At 62.2% G+C, this 19,844-nt stretch carries 18 protein-coding genes; 6 read left to right on the top strand and 12 right to left on the bottom strand.

Annotated features, from left to right (window positions below):
* Nucleotides 1-3: 3 nt before the first annotated feature.
* The 11 genes from astB to acs form a co-directional block, all read right to left on the bottom strand.
* On the bottom strand, nucleotides 4-1,353 hold the full coding sequence (astB, locus tag ACZ9A3_RS04245) for an N-succinylarginine dihydrolase (protein WP_476252173.1): 1,350 nt from the start codon (nucleotides 1,351-1,353) through the stop codon (nucleotides 4-6).
* A 24-nt stretch (nucleotides 1,354-1,377) separates the two neighbouring features.
* Complete coding sequence (astD, locus tag ACZ9A3_RS04240; RefSeq protein WP_476253315.1) at nucleotides 1,378-2,844, bottom strand: succinylglutamate-semialdehyde dehydrogenase; 1,467 nt, start codon at nucleotides 2,842-2,844, stop codon at nucleotides 1,378-1,380.
* Complete coding sequence (astA, locus tag ACZ9A3_RS04235) at nucleotides 2,841-3,866, bottom strand: arginine N-succinyltransferase (protein WP_093385737.1); 1,026 nt, start codon at nucleotides 3,864-3,866, stop codon at nucleotides 2,841-2,843. Before astA ends, astD begins: the two co-directional genes overlap by 4 nt.
* Before the next feature lie 74 nt (nucleotides 3,867-3,940).
* Nucleotides 3,941-4,960, bottom strand: coding sequence for an arginine/ornithine succinyltransferase subunit alpha (gene aruF / locus ACZ9A3_RS04230; RefSeq protein WP_045200162.1), 1,020 nt, complete (start codon nucleotides 4,958-4,960; stop codon nucleotides 3,941-3,943).
* A 132-nt stretch (nucleotides 4,961-5,092) separates the two neighbouring features.
* Nucleotides 5,093-6,313: an aspartate aminotransferase family protein gene (locus ACZ9A3_RS04225; RefSeq protein ID WP_045200160.1), complete on the bottom strand. Its 1,221-nt coding sequence runs from the start codon at nucleotides 6,311-6,313 to the stop codon at nucleotides 5,093-5,095.
* A 247-nt stretch (nucleotides 6,314-6,560) separates the two neighbouring features.
* Nucleotides 6,561-7,541 (bottom strand): transcriptional regulator ArgR, encoded by a 981-nt coding sequence (gene argR, locus ACZ9A3_RS04220; RefSeq protein WP_010226652.1) that lies wholly within the window; start codon nucleotides 7,539-7,541, stop codon nucleotides 6,561-6,563.
* A 98-nt stretch (nucleotides 7,542-7,639) separates the two neighbouring features.
* On the bottom strand, nucleotides 7,640-8,404 hold the full coding sequence (locus tag ACZ9A3_RS04215; RefSeq protein WP_045200156.1) for an ABC transporter ATP-binding protein: 765 nt from the start codon (nucleotides 8,402-8,404) through the stop codon (nucleotides 7,640-7,642).
* Nucleotides 8,405-8,471: 67 nt separating this feature from the next.
* The gene (locus ACZ9A3_RS04210; protein ID WP_130263707.1) at nucleotides 8,472-9,170 is read right to left on the bottom strand and encodes an ABC transporter permease; all 699 of its coding nucleotides are present in this window, start codon (nucleotides 9,168-9,170) and stop codon (nucleotides 8,472-8,474) included.
* A complete protein-coding gene (locus ACZ9A3_RS04205; RefSeq protein WP_045200553.1) occupies nucleotides 9,167-9,856 on the bottom strand; it encodes an ABC transporter permease in 690 nt (229 codons plus the stop codon). The genes ACZ9A3_RS04210 and ACZ9A3_RS04205 overlap by 4 nt, the downstream gene beginning before the upstream one ends.
* Nucleotides 9,857-9,946: 90 nt before the next feature.
* Nucleotides 9,947-10,732 carry an ABC transporter substrate-binding protein gene (locus ACZ9A3_RS04200; protein ID WP_045200152.1) on the bottom strand — a complete coding sequence of 262 codons (786 nt, stop codon included), beginning with the start codon at nucleotides 10,730-10,732 and terminating at the stop codon, nucleotides 9,947-9,949.
* Nucleotides 10,733-11,247: 515 nt separating this feature from the next.
* Nucleotides 11,248-13,209 (bottom strand): acetate--CoA ligase, encoded by a 1,962-nt coding sequence (gene acs / locus ACZ9A3_RS04195; RefSeq protein WP_045200150.1) that lies wholly within the window; start codon nucleotides 13,207-13,209, stop codon nucleotides 11,248-11,250.
* A gap of 404 nt (nucleotides 13,210-13,613) precedes the next feature.
* Here acs and ACZ9A3_RS04190 point away from each other — a divergent pair, with 404 nt between their 5' ends.
* Nucleotides 13,614-13,874, top strand: a complete 261-nt coding sequence (locus ACZ9A3_RS04190) for a DUF2790 domain-containing protein (RefSeq protein ID WP_045200148.1) — start codon at nucleotides 13,614-13,616, stop codon at nucleotides 13,872-13,874.
* 125 nt (nucleotides 13,875-13,999) lie between these two features.
* Here the strand turns inward: ACZ9A3_RS04190 and ACZ9A3_RS04185 are convergent, their stop codons facing one another.
* Nucleotides 14,000-15,556 carry a sigma-54-dependent transcriptional regulator gene (locus ACZ9A3_RS04185; RefSeq protein ID WP_093385747.1) on the bottom strand — a complete coding sequence of 519 codons (1,557 nt, stop codon included), beginning with the start codon at nucleotides 15,554-15,556 and terminating at the stop codon, nucleotides 14,000-14,002.
* A gap of 280 nt (nucleotides 15,557-15,836) precedes the next feature.
* On the opposite strand from ACZ9A3_RS04185, the gene phhA reads away from it, so the two are divergent.
* The 5 genes from phhA (at nucleotide 15,837) to ACZ9A3_RS04160 (ending at nucleotide 19,843) form a co-directional block, all read left to right on the top strand.
* Nucleotides 15,837-16,625, top strand: a complete 789-nt coding sequence (gene phhA, locus ACZ9A3_RS04180; protein WP_045200144.1) for a phenylalanine 4-monooxygenase — start codon at nucleotides 15,837-15,839, stop codon at nucleotides 16,623-16,625.
* Between the two features lie 42 nt (nucleotides 16,626-16,667).
* Nucleotides 16,668-17,024: a 4a-hydroxytetrahydrobiopterin dehydratase gene (locus ACZ9A3_RS04175; protein ID WP_036994257.1), complete on the top strand. Its 357-nt coding sequence runs from the start codon at nucleotides 16,668-16,670 to the stop codon at nucleotides 17,022-17,024.
* Nucleotides 17,024-18,217, top strand: coding sequence for an amino acid aminotransferase (locus ACZ9A3_RS04170; protein ID WP_093385751.1), 1,194 nt, complete (start codon nucleotides 17,024-17,026; stop codon nucleotides 18,215-18,217). The genes ACZ9A3_RS04175 and ACZ9A3_RS04170 overlap by 1 nt, the downstream gene beginning before the upstream one ends.
* Nucleotides 18,218-18,422: 205 nt before the next feature.
* Nucleotides 18,423-18,551 (top strand): hypothetical protein, encoded by a 129-nt coding sequence (locus ACZ9A3_RS04165; protein ID WP_256326754.1) that lies wholly within the window; start codon nucleotides 18,423-18,425, stop codon nucleotides 18,549-18,551.
* A 101-nt stretch (nucleotides 18,552-18,652) separates the two neighbouring features.
* The gene (locus ACZ9A3_RS04160; RefSeq protein WP_093385756.1) at nucleotides 18,653-19,843 is read left to right on the top strand and encodes an MFS transporter; all 1,191 of its coding nucleotides are present in this window, start codon (nucleotides 18,653-18,655) and stop codon (nucleotides 19,841-19,843) included.
* Nucleotide 19,844 lies beyond the last annotated feature (1 nt).

Below are 19,844 nucleotides of genomic sequence, written 5' to 3'. Positions count from 1 at the left end.
CTCTCAAGGTTGGAGTTGGAACGGATAGACCGAACCCAGTTTGAGGATCTGGGTCAGTTCATCCAGTGCCGTACGACATTCCAGCAACAGCTGCGGATCGGCCAGGTCGGTTTCGCTCAGGCGATCGCGGTAGTGCTTGTCGACCCATTGGGTCAAGGTGTCGTACAGCGGTGCGGTCATGATAACGCCTGGATTGACCGCCGCCAGTTCCGTTTCATTCAATGCCACACGCAAGCGCAGGCACGCCGGCCCGCCACCGTTCTGCATGCTTTGCTTGAGGTCGAAGACCTTGACCTCGCCGACCGGCCCGCCCGAGCGGGTCAAGGACGACAGATAGGCCCAGACCCGCTCGTTGTTGCGACACTCTTCCGGCACGATCAGCAGCATCGAACCATCGGCGCGCGACAGCAACTGGCTGTTGAACAGGTACGAACGCACCGCGTCCTCTACCGTTACAGCCGAGCGCGGTACGCAGATTGCCTTGAAGTTGCCGCCTCGTTTAGCCAGTTTAGCCTGCAGTTGGCCAAGCATCGCCTCGGTCTCGAGGAAGGCGTCCTCGTGGTAGAACAGCACTTCGCCGTTACCGACCGCGATCACGTCGTTGTGGAACACGCCCTGGTCGATCACCGCCGGGTTCTGCTGGGCGAACACCACGCCCTCCTCGCTCAGGCCGTGCAGGCGTGCGACGGCTTGCGACGCCTCAAGCGTCTGGCGTGCCGGGTACTTCTGTGGCGCCGGGTAGCGGGTGTCGAAGGCGCTGCGGCCATAGACGAAGAACTCGACACCGGCCTCGCCGTAGCTGCGGCAGAAACGTGTGTGGTTGGCCGCGCCTTCGTCACCGAACTGCGCTACCGCCGGCAAAGCGGCGTGGTGGGCAAAGTGCTTGCTATCAGCAAACATGGCGCCGAGCACGCGGCTGGTGGTCGGGTGCTCGATGCTGCGGTGGTACTTGCAGTTGAGGTTGGCGGCGGTGAAGTGCACGCGGCCGTCCGCAGTGTCGGCACTGGGGCTGACGGTGGCGGCGTTGGCCACCCACATGCTCGAGGCCGAGCAGCTGGCGACCAGCAACGGCATGGCCTCTTTGGCGGCACGCTCGATCACTTGTGCGTCGGTTCCAGTGAAACCCAGGCGGCGTAGTGCTGCCACGTCCGGGCGCTCCTGCGGGGCCAGCACGCCCTGCTGGAAGCCCATCTCCATCAACGCCTTCATCTTCGCCAGGCCCTGACGCGCCGCTTCACGCGGGTTGGATGCCTGCTGGCTGTTGCTTTGCGAAGCAACGTTACCGTACGACAGCCCGCCGTAGTTGTGCGTCGGTCCGACCAGACCATCAAAATTCACTTCAAACGATTTCATCGGCAAGGCTCCGTGGACCTTTTGTTATAGGGAGACGCCGGGCGTCAGTGTCGCAGGCAGGGTCAGGCTGGCGGTCTCCAGCGAGGCTACCGGGTAAGCGCAATAATCAGCCGCGTAATAGGCACTGGCGCGGTGGTTGCCGCTGGCGCCCACGCCACCGAATGGCGCGCTGCTGGCGGCGCCGGTCAGTTGCTTGTTCCAGTTGACGATGCCGGCGCGGCTTTGCAGCCAGAAGTACTGGTAGCGCGCGTGGGAATCGGACAACAGGCCGGCGGCCAGGCCGTACTGGGTGTTGTTGGCCTCGGCGATGGCCGCATCGAAATCACTGTAGCGAATCACTTGCAGCAGCGGGCCGAAGAACTCTTCGTCCAGGCGCTCGGCGACTGCGCTGACATCGATGATGCCCGGGGTCAACAGGGCAGCGGTGGCTTGCGGCTGGGTCATTGGCAGCAGCGACACGCCGCCGTTGCCGAGCAGGTGCGCCTGAGCATCGAGCAGTGCCTTGGCCGCGCCCAGGGAAATCACCGAGCCCATGAACGGCGCCGGCTGCTGGTCGAAGGCACCGACCGTAATGTTCTTGCTCACTTCGACCAGGCGTTTGAGCAGCGCATCGCCCCAGGCGCCTTGCGGCACCAGCAGGCGGCGCGCGCAGGTGCAGCGCTGGCCGGCGGAAATGAACGCCGACTGGATGATGGTGTACACCGCAGCGTCAAGGTCCTTGACCTCGTCGACCACCAGCGGGTTGTTGCCGCCCATCTCCAGGGCCAGGATCTTGTCCGGGCGCCCGGCGAACTGCTGGTGCAGCAGGTTGCCAGTGCGGCTGGAGCCGGTGAAGAACAAACCGTCGATGCCCGGGTTGGCAGCCAGGGCCACGCCGGTTTCGCGGGCGCCCTGGACCAGGTTGAGCACGCCTGCCGGCAGGCCGGCGCCGATCCAGCACTTGACCGTCAGCTCGGCGACTTTCGGAGTCAGCTCGCTGGGCTTGAACACCACGGTATTACCGGCCAGCAGCGCCGGGACAATATGCCCGTTGGGCAGGTGGCCGGGGAAGTTGTACGGGCCGAACACTGCAACCACACCGTGAGGCTTATGGCGCAGCACGGCGGTGGCATCGGCCAGCGGGCCGCTCTTTTCACCGGTGCGTTCGCGGTAGCTCTGTACCGAAATCGCTACCTTGTTGACCATGCTGGTCACTTCGGTGGCGGCTTCCCACAGCGGCTTGCCGGTTTCTTCACCGATGCAGCGCGCCAGCTCGTCGGCATTGGCCTTGAGCGCCGCGGCAAAGGCTTCAAGCACGCTGATGCGCGCTTCCAGCGACTGCAGCGCCCAGCCGGCAAAGGCCTGGCGCGCGGCCTTGACCGCACTGTCGACCTGCCCGGCGTTGGCGCCCTGGCCTTGCCAGACAACCTGCTGGCTGACCGGGTTAAGTGATTGCAGCGCTTCGCCCTGCCCTGCCTGCCAACTGCCGGCGATAAAGTGAGTCGTCATTATTTGGCCTCCCGGGCAGCAGACAGTGGTACCGCACGCACCTGGTCACCAGCGCTCAGGCGCAGGCGTTTGGCGGTCTGAGGATCGACCACCAGGGTGCCGGCAGCAAGGCGCGCCGGTGCGGCAGTAATGCGGCAGTCTTCACGCTTGCGGTTGTGGATGATGAAGGGGGTGGCATCGTCGCCTGGAGTGCCAACAGCCAGCACCAGTGCCTGGCTGTCGTGCACCGCACGAATCTTGGCGGTCTCGCACTCCACCGCAGGGCCTGCGTCAAAGATATCGACATAGCCCTGGTAGCTGAAACCTTCGCTCTTGAGCATCGCCAGCGCAGGCTCTGTGTCGGTGTGCACCCGGCCAATGACGTTGCGCGCCGCTTCCGAGAGGAAGCAGGTGTACAACGGAAACTTGGGCATCAGCTCGGCAATGAAGGCCTTGTTGCCGACACCGGTCAGGTAGTCGGCCTGGCTGAATTCCATCTTGAAGAAGTGCCGGCCCAGGCTTTCCCAGAACGGCGAACGACCCTGCTCGTCGGACATACCGCGCATTTCGGCAATGATCTTGTTGCCGAACAGCTCCGGGAACTCGGCGATAAACAGCAACCGCGCCTTGGCCAGCAGGCGGCCATTGAGGCCACTGCGGTGATCGGCGCGCAGGAACAGCGAGCACAGTTCGGAGTTGCCGGTCAGGTCGTTGGCCAGGAACAGGGTGGGAATTTCCCGGTAGATGTTCAGCTCCTGGGAAGCGCTGACGGTCAGGCCGACCCGGTAGTTGTACCAGGGCTCACGCAGGCCGACCGCGCCGGCGATGGCAGAGATACCCACCACCACGCCTTCGTCGTTTTCCAGCACGAACAGGTAGTCGGCATCGCCGCGCTCGGCTTCGCCACGGAAGGTTTTCTCGGCCCAGCCGACCCGGTGCGACAGGCGCTGTTCATTGGCCGGCAAGGTGGTCAGGCCGGTGCCGGTGCTGCGCGCCAGCTCGATCAGCGCGGGTAAATCGCTGCTGCGTACGGGACGAACGATCATGCTATCTCCTCGGGCGGCGGCCTTTGGCCTGCCGCAAAACTCGACCTGGGTGCTCGATTATCGAACCGCAGGGATCAAACCGCGACCAGACGCACGCTGGCGCCTTCGCCGACGCCCAGGGCTTCGGCGGCTTCAAGACTGAGGCTGACCGGCTTACCGGGGGCCCAGTCGAGCTCCAGCAGCACTGCGCGGTAGTCCTGCAACTGGCCATTACTGACCAGGTACGGGCGCCCGCCCTTGCTGGCAGAGTCGTCCAGCTTGACCGGCATCACCCGGCTCTGGGCAATCGAGCGGATCCCGGAAACCCGCGCATGCAGGGTCGGGCCGCCGTCGAAAATGTCGATGTAGTGATCGGTCTCGAAGCCTTCGCGCATCAGGATGTCGAAGGTGATCTGCGCCCGCGGATGCACCTGGCCCATGGCCTCCTGCGCGGCGTCCGGCAGCAGAGGCACGTAGATCGGGTAATGAGGCATCAGCTCGGCCAGGAAGGTCCGGCTCTTGAGGCCGCACAGGCGCTCGGCCTCGGCGTAGTTGAGGTCGAAGAAGTTGCGCCCGATGGCGTCCCAGAACGGCGAATCACCATGCTCGTCGCTGTAGCCGACAATCTCGGTCACCACCGATTCGGCAAAGCGCTCCGGGTGGGCGGCCATGAACAGCAGGCGGCCACGGGAGTTGAGCTCGGCCCAGCCGCTGCCGACCAGTTCCGGCAGTACGTAGAAGCTGGTCAGCAGGCTGTTGCCGGTCAGGTCGTGGCACTGCGAGAGGACGTGGATCTTGTTGTGGATCTTCAGCTCGCGCGACGCATGCACGAAGGTCTCGTTGCGAAAGCTGTAGAACGGCTCGGAATAGCCGGCCGAGGCAACGATGGCCGAGCAGCCGACCAGCTTGCCGCTGCTGCTGTCTTCGAGAACAAAGAAGTAGCTCTCTTCACCGTTGAAGCTGACTTCAGCGGCGAAGGAGGTTTCCGAAGCGGCAATCTTGTCGCTCAGGCGACCGGCATCATCCGGCAAGGACGTGACACCAATGGGGCTGTCTGCGGCAAGACGCTGCACTTCGCCCAGATCAGCCATTTGCGCGGGGCGCATCACCAGCATGGTGTCACTCCTTTCGGGTATACAGGCCGACATCCGCCGGCTCAGATAAAAACAGCAGGCGCCCGCAGGCACCTGCTCTGGAATTCGGTATCACCGGCCCCGCAGGGCCGATGACAGGACTGCAGGCGTGAATCAGGCCTGAGTCAGTTTTGCCGCGGCACGCTCGAAACGATCCAGGCCTTCGTCGATGTCAGCATCTTCGACCACCAGGCTCGGGGCGAAACGCACGACATCCGGGCCGGCTTGCAGGACCATCAGGCCTTCTTTCTCGGCGGCGTTGAAGACGTCCTTGGCCTTGCCCTTCCAGGCTTCAGACAACACGCAACCGATCAGCAGGCCAACGCCACGTACCTGGGTGAACAGGCCGTACTTCTCGCCGATCTGCTCCAGGCGCGCCTTGAACTTCTGGTGCTTGGCCTTGACGCCGGCCAGCACTTCAGGGGTGTTGACCACATCCAGCACGGCGTTGGCCACCGCACAAGCCAGCGGGTTGCCGCCGTAGGTGGTGCCGTGGGTGCCGACGGCCAGGTGCTTGGCCAGGTCTTCGGTGGTCAGCATGGCGCCGATCGGGAAACCGCCGCCCAGGCTCTTGGCGCTGGAGAGGATGTCCGGGGTCACGCCGTAGTGCTGGTAGGCGAACAGCGAGCCAGTACGGCCAACGCCGGTCTGCACTTCGTCGAAGATCAGCAGCGCGTTGTGCTTGTCGCACAGCTCGCGGGCGCCTTGCAGGTAGGCAACGTCAGCCGGGACCACGCCGCTTTCACCCTGGATCGGCTCGATGACCACAGCACAGGTCTTGTCGGAGATCTGTGCCTTGAGCGCTTCCAGGTCGTTGTACGGCACGTGGCTGATGCCGGTGATTTTCGGCCCGAAACCGTCGGAGTACTTCGGCTGGCCGCCGACGCTGACGGTGAACAGGGTACGACCGTGGAAGCTGTTAACGGTGGCGATGATTTCGTGCTTCTCAGGGCCGAAACGGTCGTGGGCGACACGACGGGCCAGCTTGAATGCGGCCTCGTTGGCTTCGGCACCGGAGTTGCAGAAGAACGCACGGTCGGCAAAGGTCGCGTCGACCAGCTTGTGCGCCAGGCGCAGGGCCGGCTCGTTGGTGAACACGTTGGACACGTGCCACAGTTTGTTGGCCTGCTCGGTCAGGGCGCCAACCAGCGCCGGATGCGCATGGCCAAGCACGTTTACGGCGATGCCGCCGGCGAAATCGATCAGCTCGCGGCCCGCCTGATCCCACACGCGGGAGCCCGCTCCACGGACGGGAATGAAAGCCGCCGGTGCATAGTTGGGGACCATCACTTGATCGAAATCGGCGCGTTGCACCGGAGCTTGCGGAGCGGACATCGGAGTCTCCTGAAGAGGAACGCCTGCCTGGAACTGGCGAGCGATGGGGGGATTGTAAGGACAGATCGGCGCCTGACCTTGCCGCCAAGCGACAACTTCTTATAGCGCCAAACCCTGTTTTACCAAGGCTTACGGCAATGCGACAAATAGGGTCGCAAAGGCGCAGTTTAAACGCTGCGGGGAATATGCGGGAGATTCTGTATGGGCGGTTCGATCGCGGCGACCCGACTTGCCCCGCGATCAAAAATCAACCGCGCTCGGCGGGTACCGAAGACAGTTCGAACGGGCTGCTGCTTCGTCGCTGGTTACGATCTTCGCGCGGCGTGGCACCGAAGAAGTTGCGATAGGCACTGGAGAAATGCGGCCCGGAAGAAAACCCGCAAGAGAGGCCGATCTGGATGATCGACTTGCTGGTCTGCATCAGCATCTGCCGGGCCTTGTTCAGCCGCAGCTCCAGGTAATACTGGCTCGGCACGCGATTGAGGTACTGCTTGAAGATCCGCTCCAGTTGGCGGCGCGAGACGCATACATGCTGGGCGATCTCGTCGGTGGTCAGCGGCTCTTCGATATTGGCTTCCATCAGCAGCACGGCCTGGGTCAGCTTCGGGTGGCTGGAGCCCAGGCGGTTCTGCAGCGGAATGCGCTGGCGCTCGCCGCCCTCGCGAATCCGCTCGACCACCAGTTCTTCCGACACCGCACCGGCAAGCTCGGCACCGTGATCGCGGGCCAGCACCGCCAGCAACAGGTCGATCACCGACATGCCGCCGCACGCTGTCAGGCGGTCGCGGTCCCAGTCGAACAGGTGGCTGGTGGCGATGACCTTGGGGAAACGCTCGGCGAAATCATCCTGCCAGCGCCAGTGCACTGCGGCCCGGTAACCATCGAGCAGGCCCAGTTGCGCCAACGGATAGACCCCCGCCGACAAGCCGCCGACCACGCAACCGGCACGCACCAGTTGCTTGAGTGCGCTGGCCAGGCTCGAGGCCACGGCCTGCGGCGGCTCGTCCGCCAGCAGGAACAGCTTCTGACAGCCTTCGAGCTTGCCCGCCCACGGCTCGCCCGGCAGGCGCCAGGCACCCTCGCCAGGCGCTTCGGCCTGCAGGAAGGACAACTCGTAGACCACTTCCGGATGAACCTTCTGTGCTACCCGCAACACCTCCTCGGCCAGCGCCAGGGTCAGGGCTTTGGTGCTGGGCCAGATGAGAAAACCGATTCGCTGGGTGGTCATGGGATGCGGTCCGAAACCTGAGAGAGGTCAAGAAGTTAGAGCCTGGTCAGGCTGCGCTTGATACGCAGCATGACCCATTTTGGTGCAAAGCGGCAATCTTACTTCAAGCTGCCCGAGAGGAACTGCTGCAGACGTTCCGACTGCGGATTGACCAGCACTTCGCGCGGGTTGCCGCTCTCTTCCACCAGGCCCTTGTGCAGGAACACCAGCTGGTTCGACACCTCACGGGCAAAGCCCATTTCGTGGGTGACCACGACCATGGTCCGGCCTTCCTGTGCCAGCGACTGCATGACCTTGAGCACGTCGCCAACCAGCTCCGGGTCGAGCGCCGAGGTCGGCTCGTCGAACAGCATCACTTCCGGCTCCATGGCCAGCGCCCGGGCAATCGCCACGCGCTGCTGCTCACCACCGGACATATGCCCAGGATAGGCGTCCTTGCGGTGGGCGACACCGACTTTGGCCAGGTAGTGCTCGGCTTTTTCCAGGGCGTCTTTCTTCGACATGCCGAGCACGTGCACCGGCGCTTCGATGATGTTTTCCAGCGCGGTCATGTGCGACCACAGGTTGAAGTGCTGGAACACCATCGACAGGCGCGAACGCATGCGCTGCAGCTGCTTGGGATCGGCGGCCTTGAGCGCGCCATCTTTGTTGGCTACCAGCTTCAGCTCTTCGTTGTTGAGCAGGATCTTGCCCGCGTGCGGCTGCTCGAGCAGGTTAATGCAGCGCAGGAAGGTACTTTTGCCCGAACCGCTGGAGCCGATGATGCTGATCACGTCGCCTGCCTTGGCCGCCAGGGACACGCCCTTGAGCACTTCGTGACTGCCGTAGCGTTTATGCAGGTCTTGGATTTCGAGTTTGTACATGCTGTCGATTCTCACAAAGCAGTCAGTCTTGAGCTAACGCTCAGGGCGAAAAAGTGGGCGCAGGCCGTCAGTGCTTGCGCGGCGCCAGGTAGCCCAGCCAGCGGCGCTCAGCCAGCTTGAACAGGCGCACCAGAATGAAGGTCAGGCACAGGTAGAACACGCCGGCCGTGATGTAGGCCTCGAACGGCAGGTAGTACTGGGCGTTGACCGTGCGCGCCGCACCGGTGATGTCGATCAGGGTGACGATCGACGCCAGGCTGGTGGTCTGCAGCATCATGATCACTTCGTTGCTGTACTGCGGCAGCGCCCGGCGCAGGGCCGATGGCAGGAGGATGCGGCGGTACATCTTGACCCGCGACATGCCCATGGCCTTGGCCGCCTCGATCTCGCCATGGGGCGTGGCCTTGAGGCTGCCGGCGATGATCTCGGCGGTATAGGCGCTGGTGTTGATGGCAAAGGCCAGGCAGGCACAGAAGGTTGCACTGGACAGCCACGGCCAGAGGAAGCTTTCACGCACCGCTTCGAACTGGGCCAGGCCGTAGTAGATCAGAAACAGCTGCACCAGCATCGGCGTGCCGCGGATCACGTAGGTATAGAGCCAGGCGCTCATGTTCACCAAAGGCTGCTTGGAGACCCGCATCAGGCCCAGCGGGATCGCCGCCAGCAAACCGAACAGCAGCGACAGCGCCAGCAGCTTGAGGGTGGTCAGCAGGCCGCCCAGGTACAGCGGCAGCGCTTCCCAGATGACGTTGTAGTCGAAAATCATAGATCAGCCGCCTTTACGCCAACCGAGTAGCGCTTCTCGAGGTAACGCAGGGCCAGCAGCGAAACACTGGTGATCACCAGGTACAGCGCCGCTACCGCCAGGAAGAAGGTGAAAGGTTCGCGGGTGGCATCGGCCGCCTGCTTGGCCTTGAACATCATGTCCTGCAGGCCCACTACCGAAATCAGTGCGGTTGCCTTGGTCAGGACCAGCCAGTTGTTGGTGAAGCCGGGGATCGCCAGGCGAATCATCTGCGGCACCAGCACCCGGAAGAACACTTGCAGGCTGCTCATGCCATAGGCCATGCCGGCTTCGGCCTGCCCCTTGGGAATGGCCATGAACGCCCCGCGGAAGGTTTCCGACAGATAGGCACCAAAGATGAAGCCCAAGGTGCCGATACCCGCCATCAGCGGATTGAGGTCGATGTAGTCGTCAAAGCCCAGTAGCGGCGCGACGCGATTGAGCAGATCCTGGCCGCCGTAGAAAATCAGCAGGATCAGAACCAGATCGGGAATCCCGCGGATCACGGTGGAATACAGATCGCCGAGCCAGGCCAGCCAGCGCACTGGCGACAAACGCAGCGCCACACCGATCAGACCGAGCACGATGGCCAGGGCCATGGACGACAAGGCGAGCTGTAGCGTCAGCCACGCTCCGTCGAGGATGACTGCCCCGTAGCCTTTCAACATGATGAGGTCCTCGACCTTAGGGATGAAAAAATGGTGCAAACCTCAGAGTCTCTGCTGCTTGCACCATTGAACAGGTGAAACGTCGACGATTTACTTGGCGTCTGGGCCGTAGATGTCGAAGTTGAAGTACTTGTCCTGAATCTGCTTGTACTTGCCGTTGGCACGGATGGCCGCGATGGCAGCGTTGATGCGATCCAGGTTGGCCTTGTCGCCTTTGCGCACGGCAATGCCGATGCCGTCACCGAAGTACTTGGCGTCGGTGAACGATGGGCCAACGAAGGCGAAGCCTTTACCGGCATCAGTCTTCAGGAAACCGTCTTCCAACAGCGTAGCATCGGCGACGGTGCCATCCAGACGGCCAGCGGCGACGTCCAGGTAGATTTCGTTCTGGGTGCCGTAAGGAACGATGGTGGCGCCTTGCGCACCGAACACTTCCTTGGCGAAGCGATCGTGGATCGAGCCGCGCTGCACGCCGATCTTCTTGCCCTTGAGCTCAGTCAGGCCTTCGCTGACCGCAGTACCTTCCTTCATCACCAGGCGTGCCGGGGTCAGGTAGTACTTGCCGGTGAAGTCCACGGACTTCTTGCGATCGTCGGTGATCGACATGGACGACAGGATGGCGTCGATCTTGCGCACTTTCAGTGCCGGGATCAGGCCGTCGAACTCTTGCTCGACCCAGGTGCACTTGGCCTTCATTTCTTCGCACAGGGCATTACCGATGTCGTAGTCGAAGCCGGCGATGCTGCCATCAGGCTGCTTGAAAGCGAACGGTGGGTAGGCGGCCTCGATCCCGATTTTCAACGGTTTCTCATCAGCCAGCGCTGCCAGGGAAAACACGGACAGCGCCAGGGCGCCAAGCAGTGCGAGTTTCTTCATCTGGAACTCCATCGGTAAAGGGCAATACGAGGCAGGGTTGAGAACTGCCCGATATGCGAATGGGTACAACGCGAGCTGCGCAGGGTCGGCATTGAAGCAGACGCGACGAGCGAGTGATCGGCATTTTAACGACAGCTCCGAAGCCGATATTTCTTCAATGCGACAACTAGTTACAGAAGCGCAGGAACGCGGGGGCGCGGATATTGACAGCTTTCACGGAATATGCAAAAGCAAAAGACAAATAACCAATCAATGAAGCAATAAGCGGGCCTATTATTGGCAAAGCCTTCTAATCCGGCAAGCGCAGCGTTTCAGCAGGCGAAAACGGGTGGCTGAAATGCCCTGAAAACGTACGGTGGCGTTTCGCAATGCCCCGCTTTTGTGCAAAAGCGGTGACAGAAGGGTTACCGATGATTGTCGAAGTAACAGAAAGCACAAAGCCCCGCCGGAGTAACCCGGCAGGGCTTTGCGTGGACCCGATCGCTGTGCAGGAGCGGGCTTGCCCCGCGATACCTTTAGGCCGAAGCCTTGCTCATGTCCTTGTGGGTATCGATCAGGTGCTGCACCACACCCGGATCGGCCAGGGTCGAGATATCACCCAGGCCATCGTACTCGGCCGTGGCGATCTTGCGCAGGATGCGGCGCATGATCTTGCCCGAGCGGGTTTTCGGCAGGCCGGGCGCCCACTGGATGACATCCGGCGAGGCAATCGGGCCGATTTCCTTGCGCACCCAGTTCTTCAGCTCCAGGCGCAGTTGCTCGGTTGGCTCGACGCCACCATTGAGGGTGACGTAGACATAGATACCCTGCCCCTTGATGTCGTGCGGCACGCCAACCACTGCGGCCTCGGCGACTTTCGGGTGGGCGACCATGGCACTTTCGATCTCGGCGGTACCCATGCGGTGGCCGGAGACGTTGAGCACGTCATCGACGCGGCCAGTGATCCAGTAGTAGCCGTCTTCGTCGCGACGGGCACCGTCACCCGTGAAGTACATGCCGCGGAAAGTCTTGAAGTAGGTGTCGACGAAGCGGTCGTGGTCACCGTACAGCGAGCGCGACTGGCCCGGCCAGGAATCGAGGATCACCAGGTTGCCTTCGGCGGCGCCTTCGATCAGGTTGCCAAGGTTATCCACAAGGGCCGGCACCACACCAAAGAACGGACGGGTCGCCGAACCCGGCTTGAGCGCGGTAGCGCCTGGCAGCGGGCTGATCAGCACGCCCCCGGTTTCGGTCTGCCACCAGGTGTCGACGATCGGGCAACGCTCCTTGCCGACGGTGTGGTAGTACCAGTTCCAGGCTTCCGGGTTGATCGGCTCGCCCACCGAGCCCAGCAGGCGCAGGCTGGAACCATCGGCACCGGCGACGGCAGCCTGACCTTCAGCCATCATCGCGCGGATGGCGGTCGGCGCGGTGTAGAGGATGTTGACCTTGTGCTTGTCGATGATCTTCGACACGCGGGTGATGTCCGGATAGTTCGGCACGCCTTCGAACAGCACGGTGGTCGCGCCGTTGGCCAGCGGGCCGTAGACGATGTAGCTGTGGCCGGTGACCCAGCCGACGTCGGCGGTGCACCAGTAGACTTCGCCCGGACGGTAGTCGAACACCCGTTCATGGGTCAGCGCGGCGTAGACCATGTAGCCGCCGGTGGTGTGCAGCACGCCCTTGGGCTTGCCGGTGGAGCCGGAGGTGTAGAGGATGAACAGCGCTTCTTCGGCGCCCATTTCCTTCGGCGCGCAGTGGCTGGAAGCAACCTTCATCAGGTCTTCGTACCAGATGTCGCGGTGCTGGTGCCAGGCGATGTCGCCACCGGTGCGCTTGCAGACGATGATCTTCTGCACGCTGCTGGTTTCGGGGTTGGTCAGGGCCAGGTCGACGTTGGCTTTGAGTGCGGTGCGACGACCGCCACGCAGACCTTCGTCAGCGGTGATGACGATCTTCGACTTGCAGTCGATGATGCGCCCGGCCAGTGCCTCGGGCGAGAAGCCGCCGAACACCACCGAGTGGATCGCACCGATGCGGGCGCACGCCAGCATGGCGACCACGGCCTCGGGGATCATCGGCATATAGATGGTGACCACGTCACCGCGGTGCACATCCTGGCCACGCAGGGCGTTGGCGAACTTGCACACTTGCTCGTGCAGTTCACGGTAGGTGATGTTGCGGTGTTCGGAAGGGTCGTCGCCTTCCCAGATGATCGCGACTTGATCGCCGCGCTCGGCCAGATGGCGGTCCAGGCAGTTGTAGGAAACGTTCAGAGTGCCGTCAGCAAACCATTTGATATCGACATGGTGGTCGTCGAAGGAGGTCTGCTTGACCTTGGTGAAAGGCTTGATCCAGTCGAGGCGCTGAGCCTGCTCGCGCCAGAAGCCGTCCGGGTTGATCACCGACTGCTGGTACATGGCCTTGTAGGTCGCCTCGTCGGTCAACGTCTTGGCCGCAACCTCGGGACGAACGGGATACAGGGGAGCCGCACTCATCTTTGTTACCTCGGTGTAATAGTTGTTTTTGTATGACCTCGTTGTAACTGTACCAGACTGCGCCGGCCATTCGACGTTGGTAGTAACGCCCTCGTCTTTTCTCCCTGCGACAAACCGCGAAGGCTCAAGGCCGGGTCTGCACGGCGAAAAAATAAAATTACCCGGCAGTCTGCCAGGCGATTGTTACAGTTTCTGCCAACAGTGTTTATCAAAACCGTGGCTGTTTAAGCGCAGGCCGCACTCCTAGAATTCACCTCGCCAGCAACGGCACCACGATTAACTTTCTTGTAGCCCCCCACGAAGGGAAGTTAATCGGCAAATAATCGTGATAGTTGATCCTGCTGTACACGCGGCGCCACAAGCGCTGCGTGCCCCCTTACGACCTCAGACAGGTAAAAATGAAGATGAAAGCTTTACTGGTATTGGCACTGGGTAGTCTTTGCAGCGTGGCGATGGCCGACGAAGTTGCAAATGGCGGCGCCGAGCAGATTCCGGTTGAACAGTACAGTTACTCGCAACATCTGGACATCGCCAAGGTCATTTCCATGAGCGAAGTGCCGAATGTCTGCGAAGTGGTCCCGGCGCGCATGACCTACGAAGATTCCCAGGGCAAGCGCCACATTCTCGAGTACCGGGTGATGGGTAACGGGTGCTCGAACGGTTGATCCAACGGGTTGACCGCCTGCAGCGCCTCGGTTGGCATTCAACGAGGCGCGCTGCACTATTTGGACAGTACACCTGCAACTAATAACCTGCCTGTATTACCCATACTTTATTAACGCCAGATTAATTAATCCGTTTTGCCGACTGCATGTTCACGCAACTTGTTGGCAATAGTGGTGTGGGAAACTCCCAAGCGTTTACCCAGCGCCCGACTGCTGGGAAATTCGCTCATCAAGCGCTCCAGTACTGCCTTCTCGAAACGCCCGACTATTTGCCCCAGGTCGCCCTCAAGGGAAAACTCGCCCAAGGGTTGCCGGCCGCCGTAGTCCGGCAGGCGAATATGTTCAGTCTTGACCACCCCGCCGTCACATAGCGACACGGCCTGAAACAGCACGTTCTCCAGTTGCCGCACGTTGCCCGGCCAGTGGTACTGGCTCAAACGCTCCATGGCCGCTGGCGCAAGCTTGGGCAGCGGGCAACCGATCTGCCGGCTGGCCTGGTCAAGAAAGTGCTCGACCAGCGGCGGCAAGCCATCCAGGCATTCGCGCAGCGGCGGAATATGCAGCGACAGCACGTTGAGGCGGTGGTAAAGGTCCTGGCGGAATTCGCCACGGGCGCACAACTCGGACAGATCGACCTGGGTGGCACAGATGACCCGCACATCCAGGTACACCTCTTCATCACTGCCTACCCGACGAAAGCAGCCGTCCTGCAGAAAACGCAGCAGTTTTACCTGCAAGCGAGGACTCATCTCACCGACGCCATCGAGGAACAGCGTGCCGCCTGCCGTCAGTTCCAGTAGCCCCAGCTTGCCCTCGGCCCGCGCGCCTTCAAACGCCCCCGGGCCGTAACCGAACAGTTCGGTCTCGGCCATGGACTCGGGCAAGCCGGCGCAGTTGAGCGCCATCAACGGCGCCTGGCCACGGGGGCTGGCCAGGTGACAGGCACGGGCCAGCAACTCCTTGCCGGTACCGGTCTCGCCTTCGATCAGCAGTGGTGCATCCAGCGGCGCCATGCGCCGCGCTTCGCGCACCACCGCAGCCATCACCCGCGAACTCTGGAAGATGCTGTCGAAGCCACGCAGCTCCTGCTTGCGCACGTTATAGATGCGCTCGCCTATGCGGTCGGCGCGGTGCAGAGTCAACACCGCACCGGCCAGGGCTTCGCTGTCGTCGTGCTCGGACTGCAGCGGCGCAATATCAGCGAGGAACACATCGCCCTTGACCTTGACCCGCAGGCCGTTGATACGCGACTTGTTCGCCCGCACCAGCTCCGGCAGGTCGAAATCCTCGGCATAACGCGACAGCGGAATGCCCGGCACCTCGTCGACACGCACCCCGAGCAGCTGCGCCGCAGCGCGGTTGGCAGCCACAATGGAGCCGCCCATGTCGATCGACAGCACCGGGAAATCCAGTGCGCCGAGCAAGGCATTGAGCTCCATGTGCCGACGCTCGCTGGGCATCAGGCCGACGCGCTTGACCCCGAACACCCCGGCGATCGATTCGAATTTCGGCCGCAGGGCCTGGAACTGCAGGTTGATCAGGTTCGGGCAGTGCAGATAGATGGCATTGCCATGCTCGCCACCGACCTCACCGCGGGCGACGTTGATGCCGTACTCCACCAGCAGGTTGAGAATGTCGCGCAGGATGCCGATGCGGTTCTGGCAATGCACTTTAATACGCATGAAATGTCCTACAAGAAGGTCTGGTACGCGCCATGGCAAGCAAGTTTTTGCAGCGAGCCAAGAATAGTCGTAAAGATTATGTGACAGATGGCCGCAGCTTCAAGGATTAAAGCACCCGTTTTTTCGGGATGCTGGGTATTTCGTAAAGTTATCGTTACAAAATCCGAGGCAGTTCGAGCGCGAAGCTGCCGTCAGGACGCTGCAAACCGGACCAATGCGGGTTATCACTAGGGCAATGGCTTGAACACATAACAAGAATGGCCCTCAGCAGGAGAGCAGCATGAAACAGACGCAATACGTGGCTCGCGAGCCCGATGCGCAGGGTTTTATCGACTACCCGCAGCAGGAACACGCGGTGTGGAACACCCTGATTACCCGTCAATTGAAGGTGATCGAGGGCCGCGCGTGCCAGGAATACCTGGACGGCATCGAACAGCTGGGCCTGCCTCACGACCGTATCCCGCAGCTGGGTGAGATCAACAAGGTGCTGGGCGCCACCACCGGCTGGCAAGTTGCCCGGGTACCTGCCCTGATCCCCTTCCAGACTTTTTTCGAACTGCTGGCCAGCAAGCGCTTTCCGGTAGCCACCTTCATTCGTACCGAAGAAGAACTCGACTACCTGCAAGAGCCGGACATTTTCCACGAGATCTTCGGCCACTGCCCGCTGCTGACCAACCCCTGGTTCGCCGAATTCACCCACACCTATGGCAAGCTCGGCCTGCAGGCCACCAAGGAAGAGCGCGTGTACCTCGCCCGCCTCTACTGGATGACCATCGAGTTTGGCCTGGTCGACACCCCGCAAGGTCGCAAGATCTACGGCGGCGGCATTCTTTCTTCACCGAAAGAGACCGTCTACAGCCTGTCCGGCGAGCCCGAGCACCAGGCCTTCGACCCGCTGGAAGCCATGCGCACGCCGTACCGCATTGATATCCTGCAGCCGCTGTACTTTGCCCTGCCCAACCTCAAGCGCCTGTTCGACCTGGCCCACGAAGACATCATGGGCATGGTCCACACGGCAATGAAGATGGGCCTGCACGCACCGAAATTTCCACCCAAGGTCGCCGCCTGAGCGACCTTGCAAACCAATAACAAACCACTTGCGGAAAACCTTATGAACGCCTTGAACCAAGCCCACTGCGAAGCCTGCCGTGCCGATGCTCCACAGGTCAGCGACGAAGAACTGCCGGTACTGATCAAGCAGATCCCGGATTGGAACATCGAAGTCCGTGACGGCATCATGCAGCTGGAAAAAGTTTTCCTGTTCAAGAATTTCAAGCACGCCCTGGCCTTCACCAACGCCGTTGGCGAAATCTCCGAAGCCGAAGGCCATCACCCAGGCCTGCTGACCGAGTGGGGCAAAGTCACCGTGACCTGGTGGAGCCACTCGATCAAGGGCCTGCACCGTAACGACTTCATCATGGCCGCGCGCACCGACGAGGTCGCCAGCACCGCCGAAGGCCGCAAGTAATGCACTTCGGCGCCATCGGGCGCGTACCCGGCGATCCGATCCTCGGACTGATGGAGGCGTATGCCAAGGACAGCAACCCGAACAAGTTCGACCTCGGTGTCGGCGTGTTCAAGGACGCCCAGGGCCTGACGCCGATTCCGGCCGCGGTCAAACAGGCTGAACAGCGCCTGCTTGAGCAACAGGCCAGCAAGAGCTACGTCGGCGGTCATGGCGATGCGGCCTTTGGCCGACTGATCAGCGAACTGGTACTGGGCAGTGACTCGTCGCTGCTCAGCCAGCAGCGTGCCGGCGCTACCCAGACCCCGGGCGGCACCGGTGCCCTGCGCCTGGCGGCGGAGTTCATCGAACACTGTCTGCCGGGCCGCGGCATCTGGCTGAGCGATCCGACCTGGCCCATCCACGAAACCATCTTCGCCGGCGCCGGCCTCAAGGTCAGCCACTATCCCTATGTCGGCACCGACAACCGTCTGAACGTCGCCGGGATGCTGGCCGCCCTGGAAGTTGCGCCCAAGGGCGACGTAGTGTTGCTGCACGCCTGCTGCCACAACCCGACCGGATTTGACCTGAGCCAGGACGACTGGCGCGCCGTGCTCGAGGTGGTGCGCCGCCGTGAGTTACTGCCGTTGATCGACTTCGCCTACCAGGGCTTTGGCGATGGTCTGGAAGAAGACGCCTGGGCGGTACGGCTGTTCGCCGCCGAACTGCCTGAGCTGCTGATTACCAGTTCCTGCTCGAAGAACTTCGGCCTCTATCGCGACCGCACCGGCGCTCTGCTGGTGTGCAGCCACGATGCCGACAAGCTGCTGGATGTGCGTAGTCAACTGGCATTGCTGGCGCGCAACCTGTGGTCGACACCACCGGATCATGGCGCGGCGGTAGTGGCGCAGATTCTTGGCGACACCGACCTCAAGCGCCTGTGGGTCGAAGAAGTCGAGGCCATGCGCCAGCGCATTGCCGAGCTGCGGGTCGGTCTGGTCGAGGCCCTGGCGCCCCACGGCCTGAGCGAACGTTTCGCGCACATCGCCGAGCAACGCGGGATGTTCTCCTACACCGGCTTGTCACCGGAGCAGGTCAAGCAACTGCGTGAGCGCCACAGCGTGTACATGGTTGGCACTGGCCGGGCGAACATCGCCGGCGCCGATGCGGCACGCCTTGAAGCACTGGCTGCAGCCATCGCTGACGTCTGTCGTTAAAAGCATCGCGGGGCAAGTCGGATCGCCGCACCGCCGCTCCCACAGACAGTTGTGGGAGCGGCGGTGCGGCGATCCGACTTGCCCCGCGATGGCCATTAAGCAGGAAAATTCATACTGTCATTCAGACTCCTGTATCCTGCACAGGCTTTCACAAGCCCATGCGCGCCTTGCGCAGCCTTTCCACACACTTGCGAGGAACGACGAGATGCATGAAATCCCGAATCTTCCCTTCCCAAGCCTGAACCCAGAAGAGCAGACTCCTGCCACTCACAGCGCCGAACCAGCCCAGGCTGAATACGACGGCGACGAAACTTCCAGCGCCGACCAGGAATAACTCGCGCAACGATCAGACTGTGTGAAAACGGCTGATGCAGGGACCACCCCGTCAACACGTTTTCACACCGTCAAGAATTCCCCCTCTACGAAAGCCCGCACATGCCCGACTCACCGCGCCCCCTTGCGGTCACCCTGCAAGTCGTCTCCATCGTCCTGTTTACCTTTATCGGCTACCTGAACATCGGCATTCCCCTGGCCGTCTTGCCTGGCTATGTGCACAACGACCTGGGCTTCGGTGCCGTGGTCGCGGGCCTGGTGATCAGCGTGCAGTACCTGGCCACTCTGCTCAGCCGCCCCTACGCCAGCCGCCTCATCGATAACCTGGGCAGCAAGCGCGCGGTGCTCTATGGCCTGGCCGGTTGCGGCTTGAGCGGCGTGTTCATGCTGCTTTCGGCGTGGCTGCAACATGCGCCCTGGCTGAGCCTGGCCAGCCTGCTAGTCGGGCGCCTGGTGCTGGGTAGTGCCGAAAGCCTGGTGGGTTCGGGCTCCATTGGCTGGGGCATTGGCCGGGTCGGTGCGCAACACACCGCCAAGGTAATCTCCTGGAACGGCATCGCCAGTTACGGCGCGCTGGCCATCGGCGCGCCGCTGGGCGTGGAACTGGTGCAACGCTTCGGCCTGTGGAGCATGGGCGCCAGCATTTTACTGCTGTGCGTACTGGGTTTGGCGCTGGCCTGGCCGAAAACCGCCGCCCCGATAGTGGCGGGTGAACGCCTGCCGTTCCTGCACGTGCTCGGGCGGATATTCGGCCATGGTTCAGGGCTGGCCCTGGGCTCGATCGGCTTTGGCACCATCGCCACCTTCGTCACCCTGTACTATGCCAGCCACAACTGGGACAACGCGGCCCTGTGCCTGAGCCTGTTCGGCGCCTGCTTCATTGGCGCGCGACTGCTGTTTGGCAATTTGATCAATCGCATGGGCGGGTACCGGGTGGCGATCGCCTGCCTGTCGGTAGAAACCCTCGGCCTGCTGTTGCTCTGGCAGGCACCGAGCGCCGAGCTGGCCCTGGCCGGTGCGGCGTTGAGCGGCTTTGGTTTCTCGCTGGTGTTTCCGGCCCTCGGCGTCGAAGCGGTGAACCTGGTGTCCGCCTCCAATCGCGGCGCGGCCGTGGGCGCCTATTCGCTGTTCATCGACCTGTCGCTGGGCATCACCGGCCCGTTGGCCGGGGCAATTGCCGCCGGGTTCGGCTTCGCTTCGATCTTTGTCTTTGCCGCCGGCGCGTCGTTCTGCGGCCTGCTATTGAGCCTGTACCTGTACCGCCAGGCCCGCCTGCAACCGCCGCGGCATTAGC

This window comes from Pseudomonas sp. TE4620 (assembly GCF_056279045.1).
Note: the sequence above shows the minus strand (reverse complement) of the source record. Positions and strands in the feature narration are given on the sequence as shown.

What these genes read in the sequence shown, in the direction of transcription:
- astB (WP_476252173.1), bottom strand. Translation starts at nt 1,353, where the DNA reads ATGAAATCGTTTGAAGTGAATTTTGATGGTCTGGTCGGACCGACGCAC.
- astA (WP_093385737.1), bottom strand. Translation starts at nt 3,866, where the DNA reads ATGATCGTTCGTCCCGTACGCAGCAGCGATTTACCCGCGCTGATCGAG.
- aruF (WP_045200162.1), bottom strand. Translation starts at nt 4,960, where the DNA reads ATGCTGGTGATGCGCCCCGCGCAAATGGCTGATCTGGGCGAAGTGCAG.
- ACZ9A3_RS04225 (WP_045200160.1), bottom strand. Translation starts at nt 6,313, where the DNA reads ATGTCCGCTCCGCAAGCTCCGGTGCAACGCGCCGATTTCGATCAAGTG.
- argR (WP_010226652.1), bottom strand. Translation starts at nt 7,541, where the DNA reads ATGACCACCCAGCGAATCGGTTTTCTCATCTGGCCCAGCACCAAAGCC.
- ACZ9A3_RS04215 (WP_045200156.1), bottom strand. Translation starts at nt 8,404, where the DNA reads ATGTACAAACTCGAAATCCAAGACCTGCATAAACGCTACGGCAGTCAC.
- ACZ9A3_RS04210 (WP_130263707.1), bottom strand. Translation starts at nt 9,170, where the DNA reads ATGATTTTCGACTACAACGTCATCTGGGAAGCGCTGCCGCTGTACCTG.
- ACZ9A3_RS04205 (WP_045200553.1), bottom strand. Translation starts at nt 9,856, where the DNA reads ATGTTGAAAGGCTACGGGGCAGTCATCCTCGACGGAGCGTGGCTGACG.
- ACZ9A3_RS04200 (WP_045200152.1), bottom strand. Translation starts at nt 10,732, where the DNA reads ATGAAGAAACTCGCACTGCTTGGCGCCCTGGCGCTGTCCGTGTTTTCC.
- acs (WP_045200150.1), bottom strand. Translation starts at nt 13,209, where the DNA reads ATGAGTGCGGCTCCCCTGTATCCCGTTCGTCCCGAGGTTGCGGCCAAG.
- ACZ9A3_RS04190 (WP_045200148.1), top strand. Translation starts at nt 13,614, where the DNA reads ATGAAAGCTTTACTGGTATTGGCACTGGGTAGTCTTTGCAGCGTGGCG.
- ACZ9A3_RS04185 (WP_093385747.1), bottom strand. Translation starts at nt 15,556, where the DNA reads ATGCGTATTAAAGTGCATTGCCAGAACCGCATCGGCATCCTGCGCGAC.
- phhA (WP_045200144.1), top strand. Translation starts at nt 15,837, where the DNA reads ATGAAACAGACGCAATACGTGGCTCGCGAGCCCGATGCGCAGGGTTTT.
- ACZ9A3_RS04175 (WP_036994257.1), top strand. Translation starts at nt 16,668, where the DNA reads ATGAACGCCTTGAACCAAGCCCACTGCGAAGCCTGCCGTGCCGATGCT.
- ACZ9A3_RS04170 (WP_093385751.1), top strand. Translation starts at nt 17,024, where the DNA reads ATGCACTTCGGCGCCATCGGGCGCGTACCCGGCGATCCGATCCTCGGA.
- ACZ9A3_RS04165 (WP_256326754.1), top strand. Translation starts at nt 18,423, where the DNA reads ATGCATGAAATCCCGAATCTTCCCTTCCCAAGCCTGAACCCAGAAGAG.
- ACZ9A3_RS04160 (WP_093385756.1), top strand. Translation starts at nt 18,653, where the DNA reads ATGCCCGACTCACCGCGCCCCCTTGCGGTCACCCTGCAAGTCGTCTCC.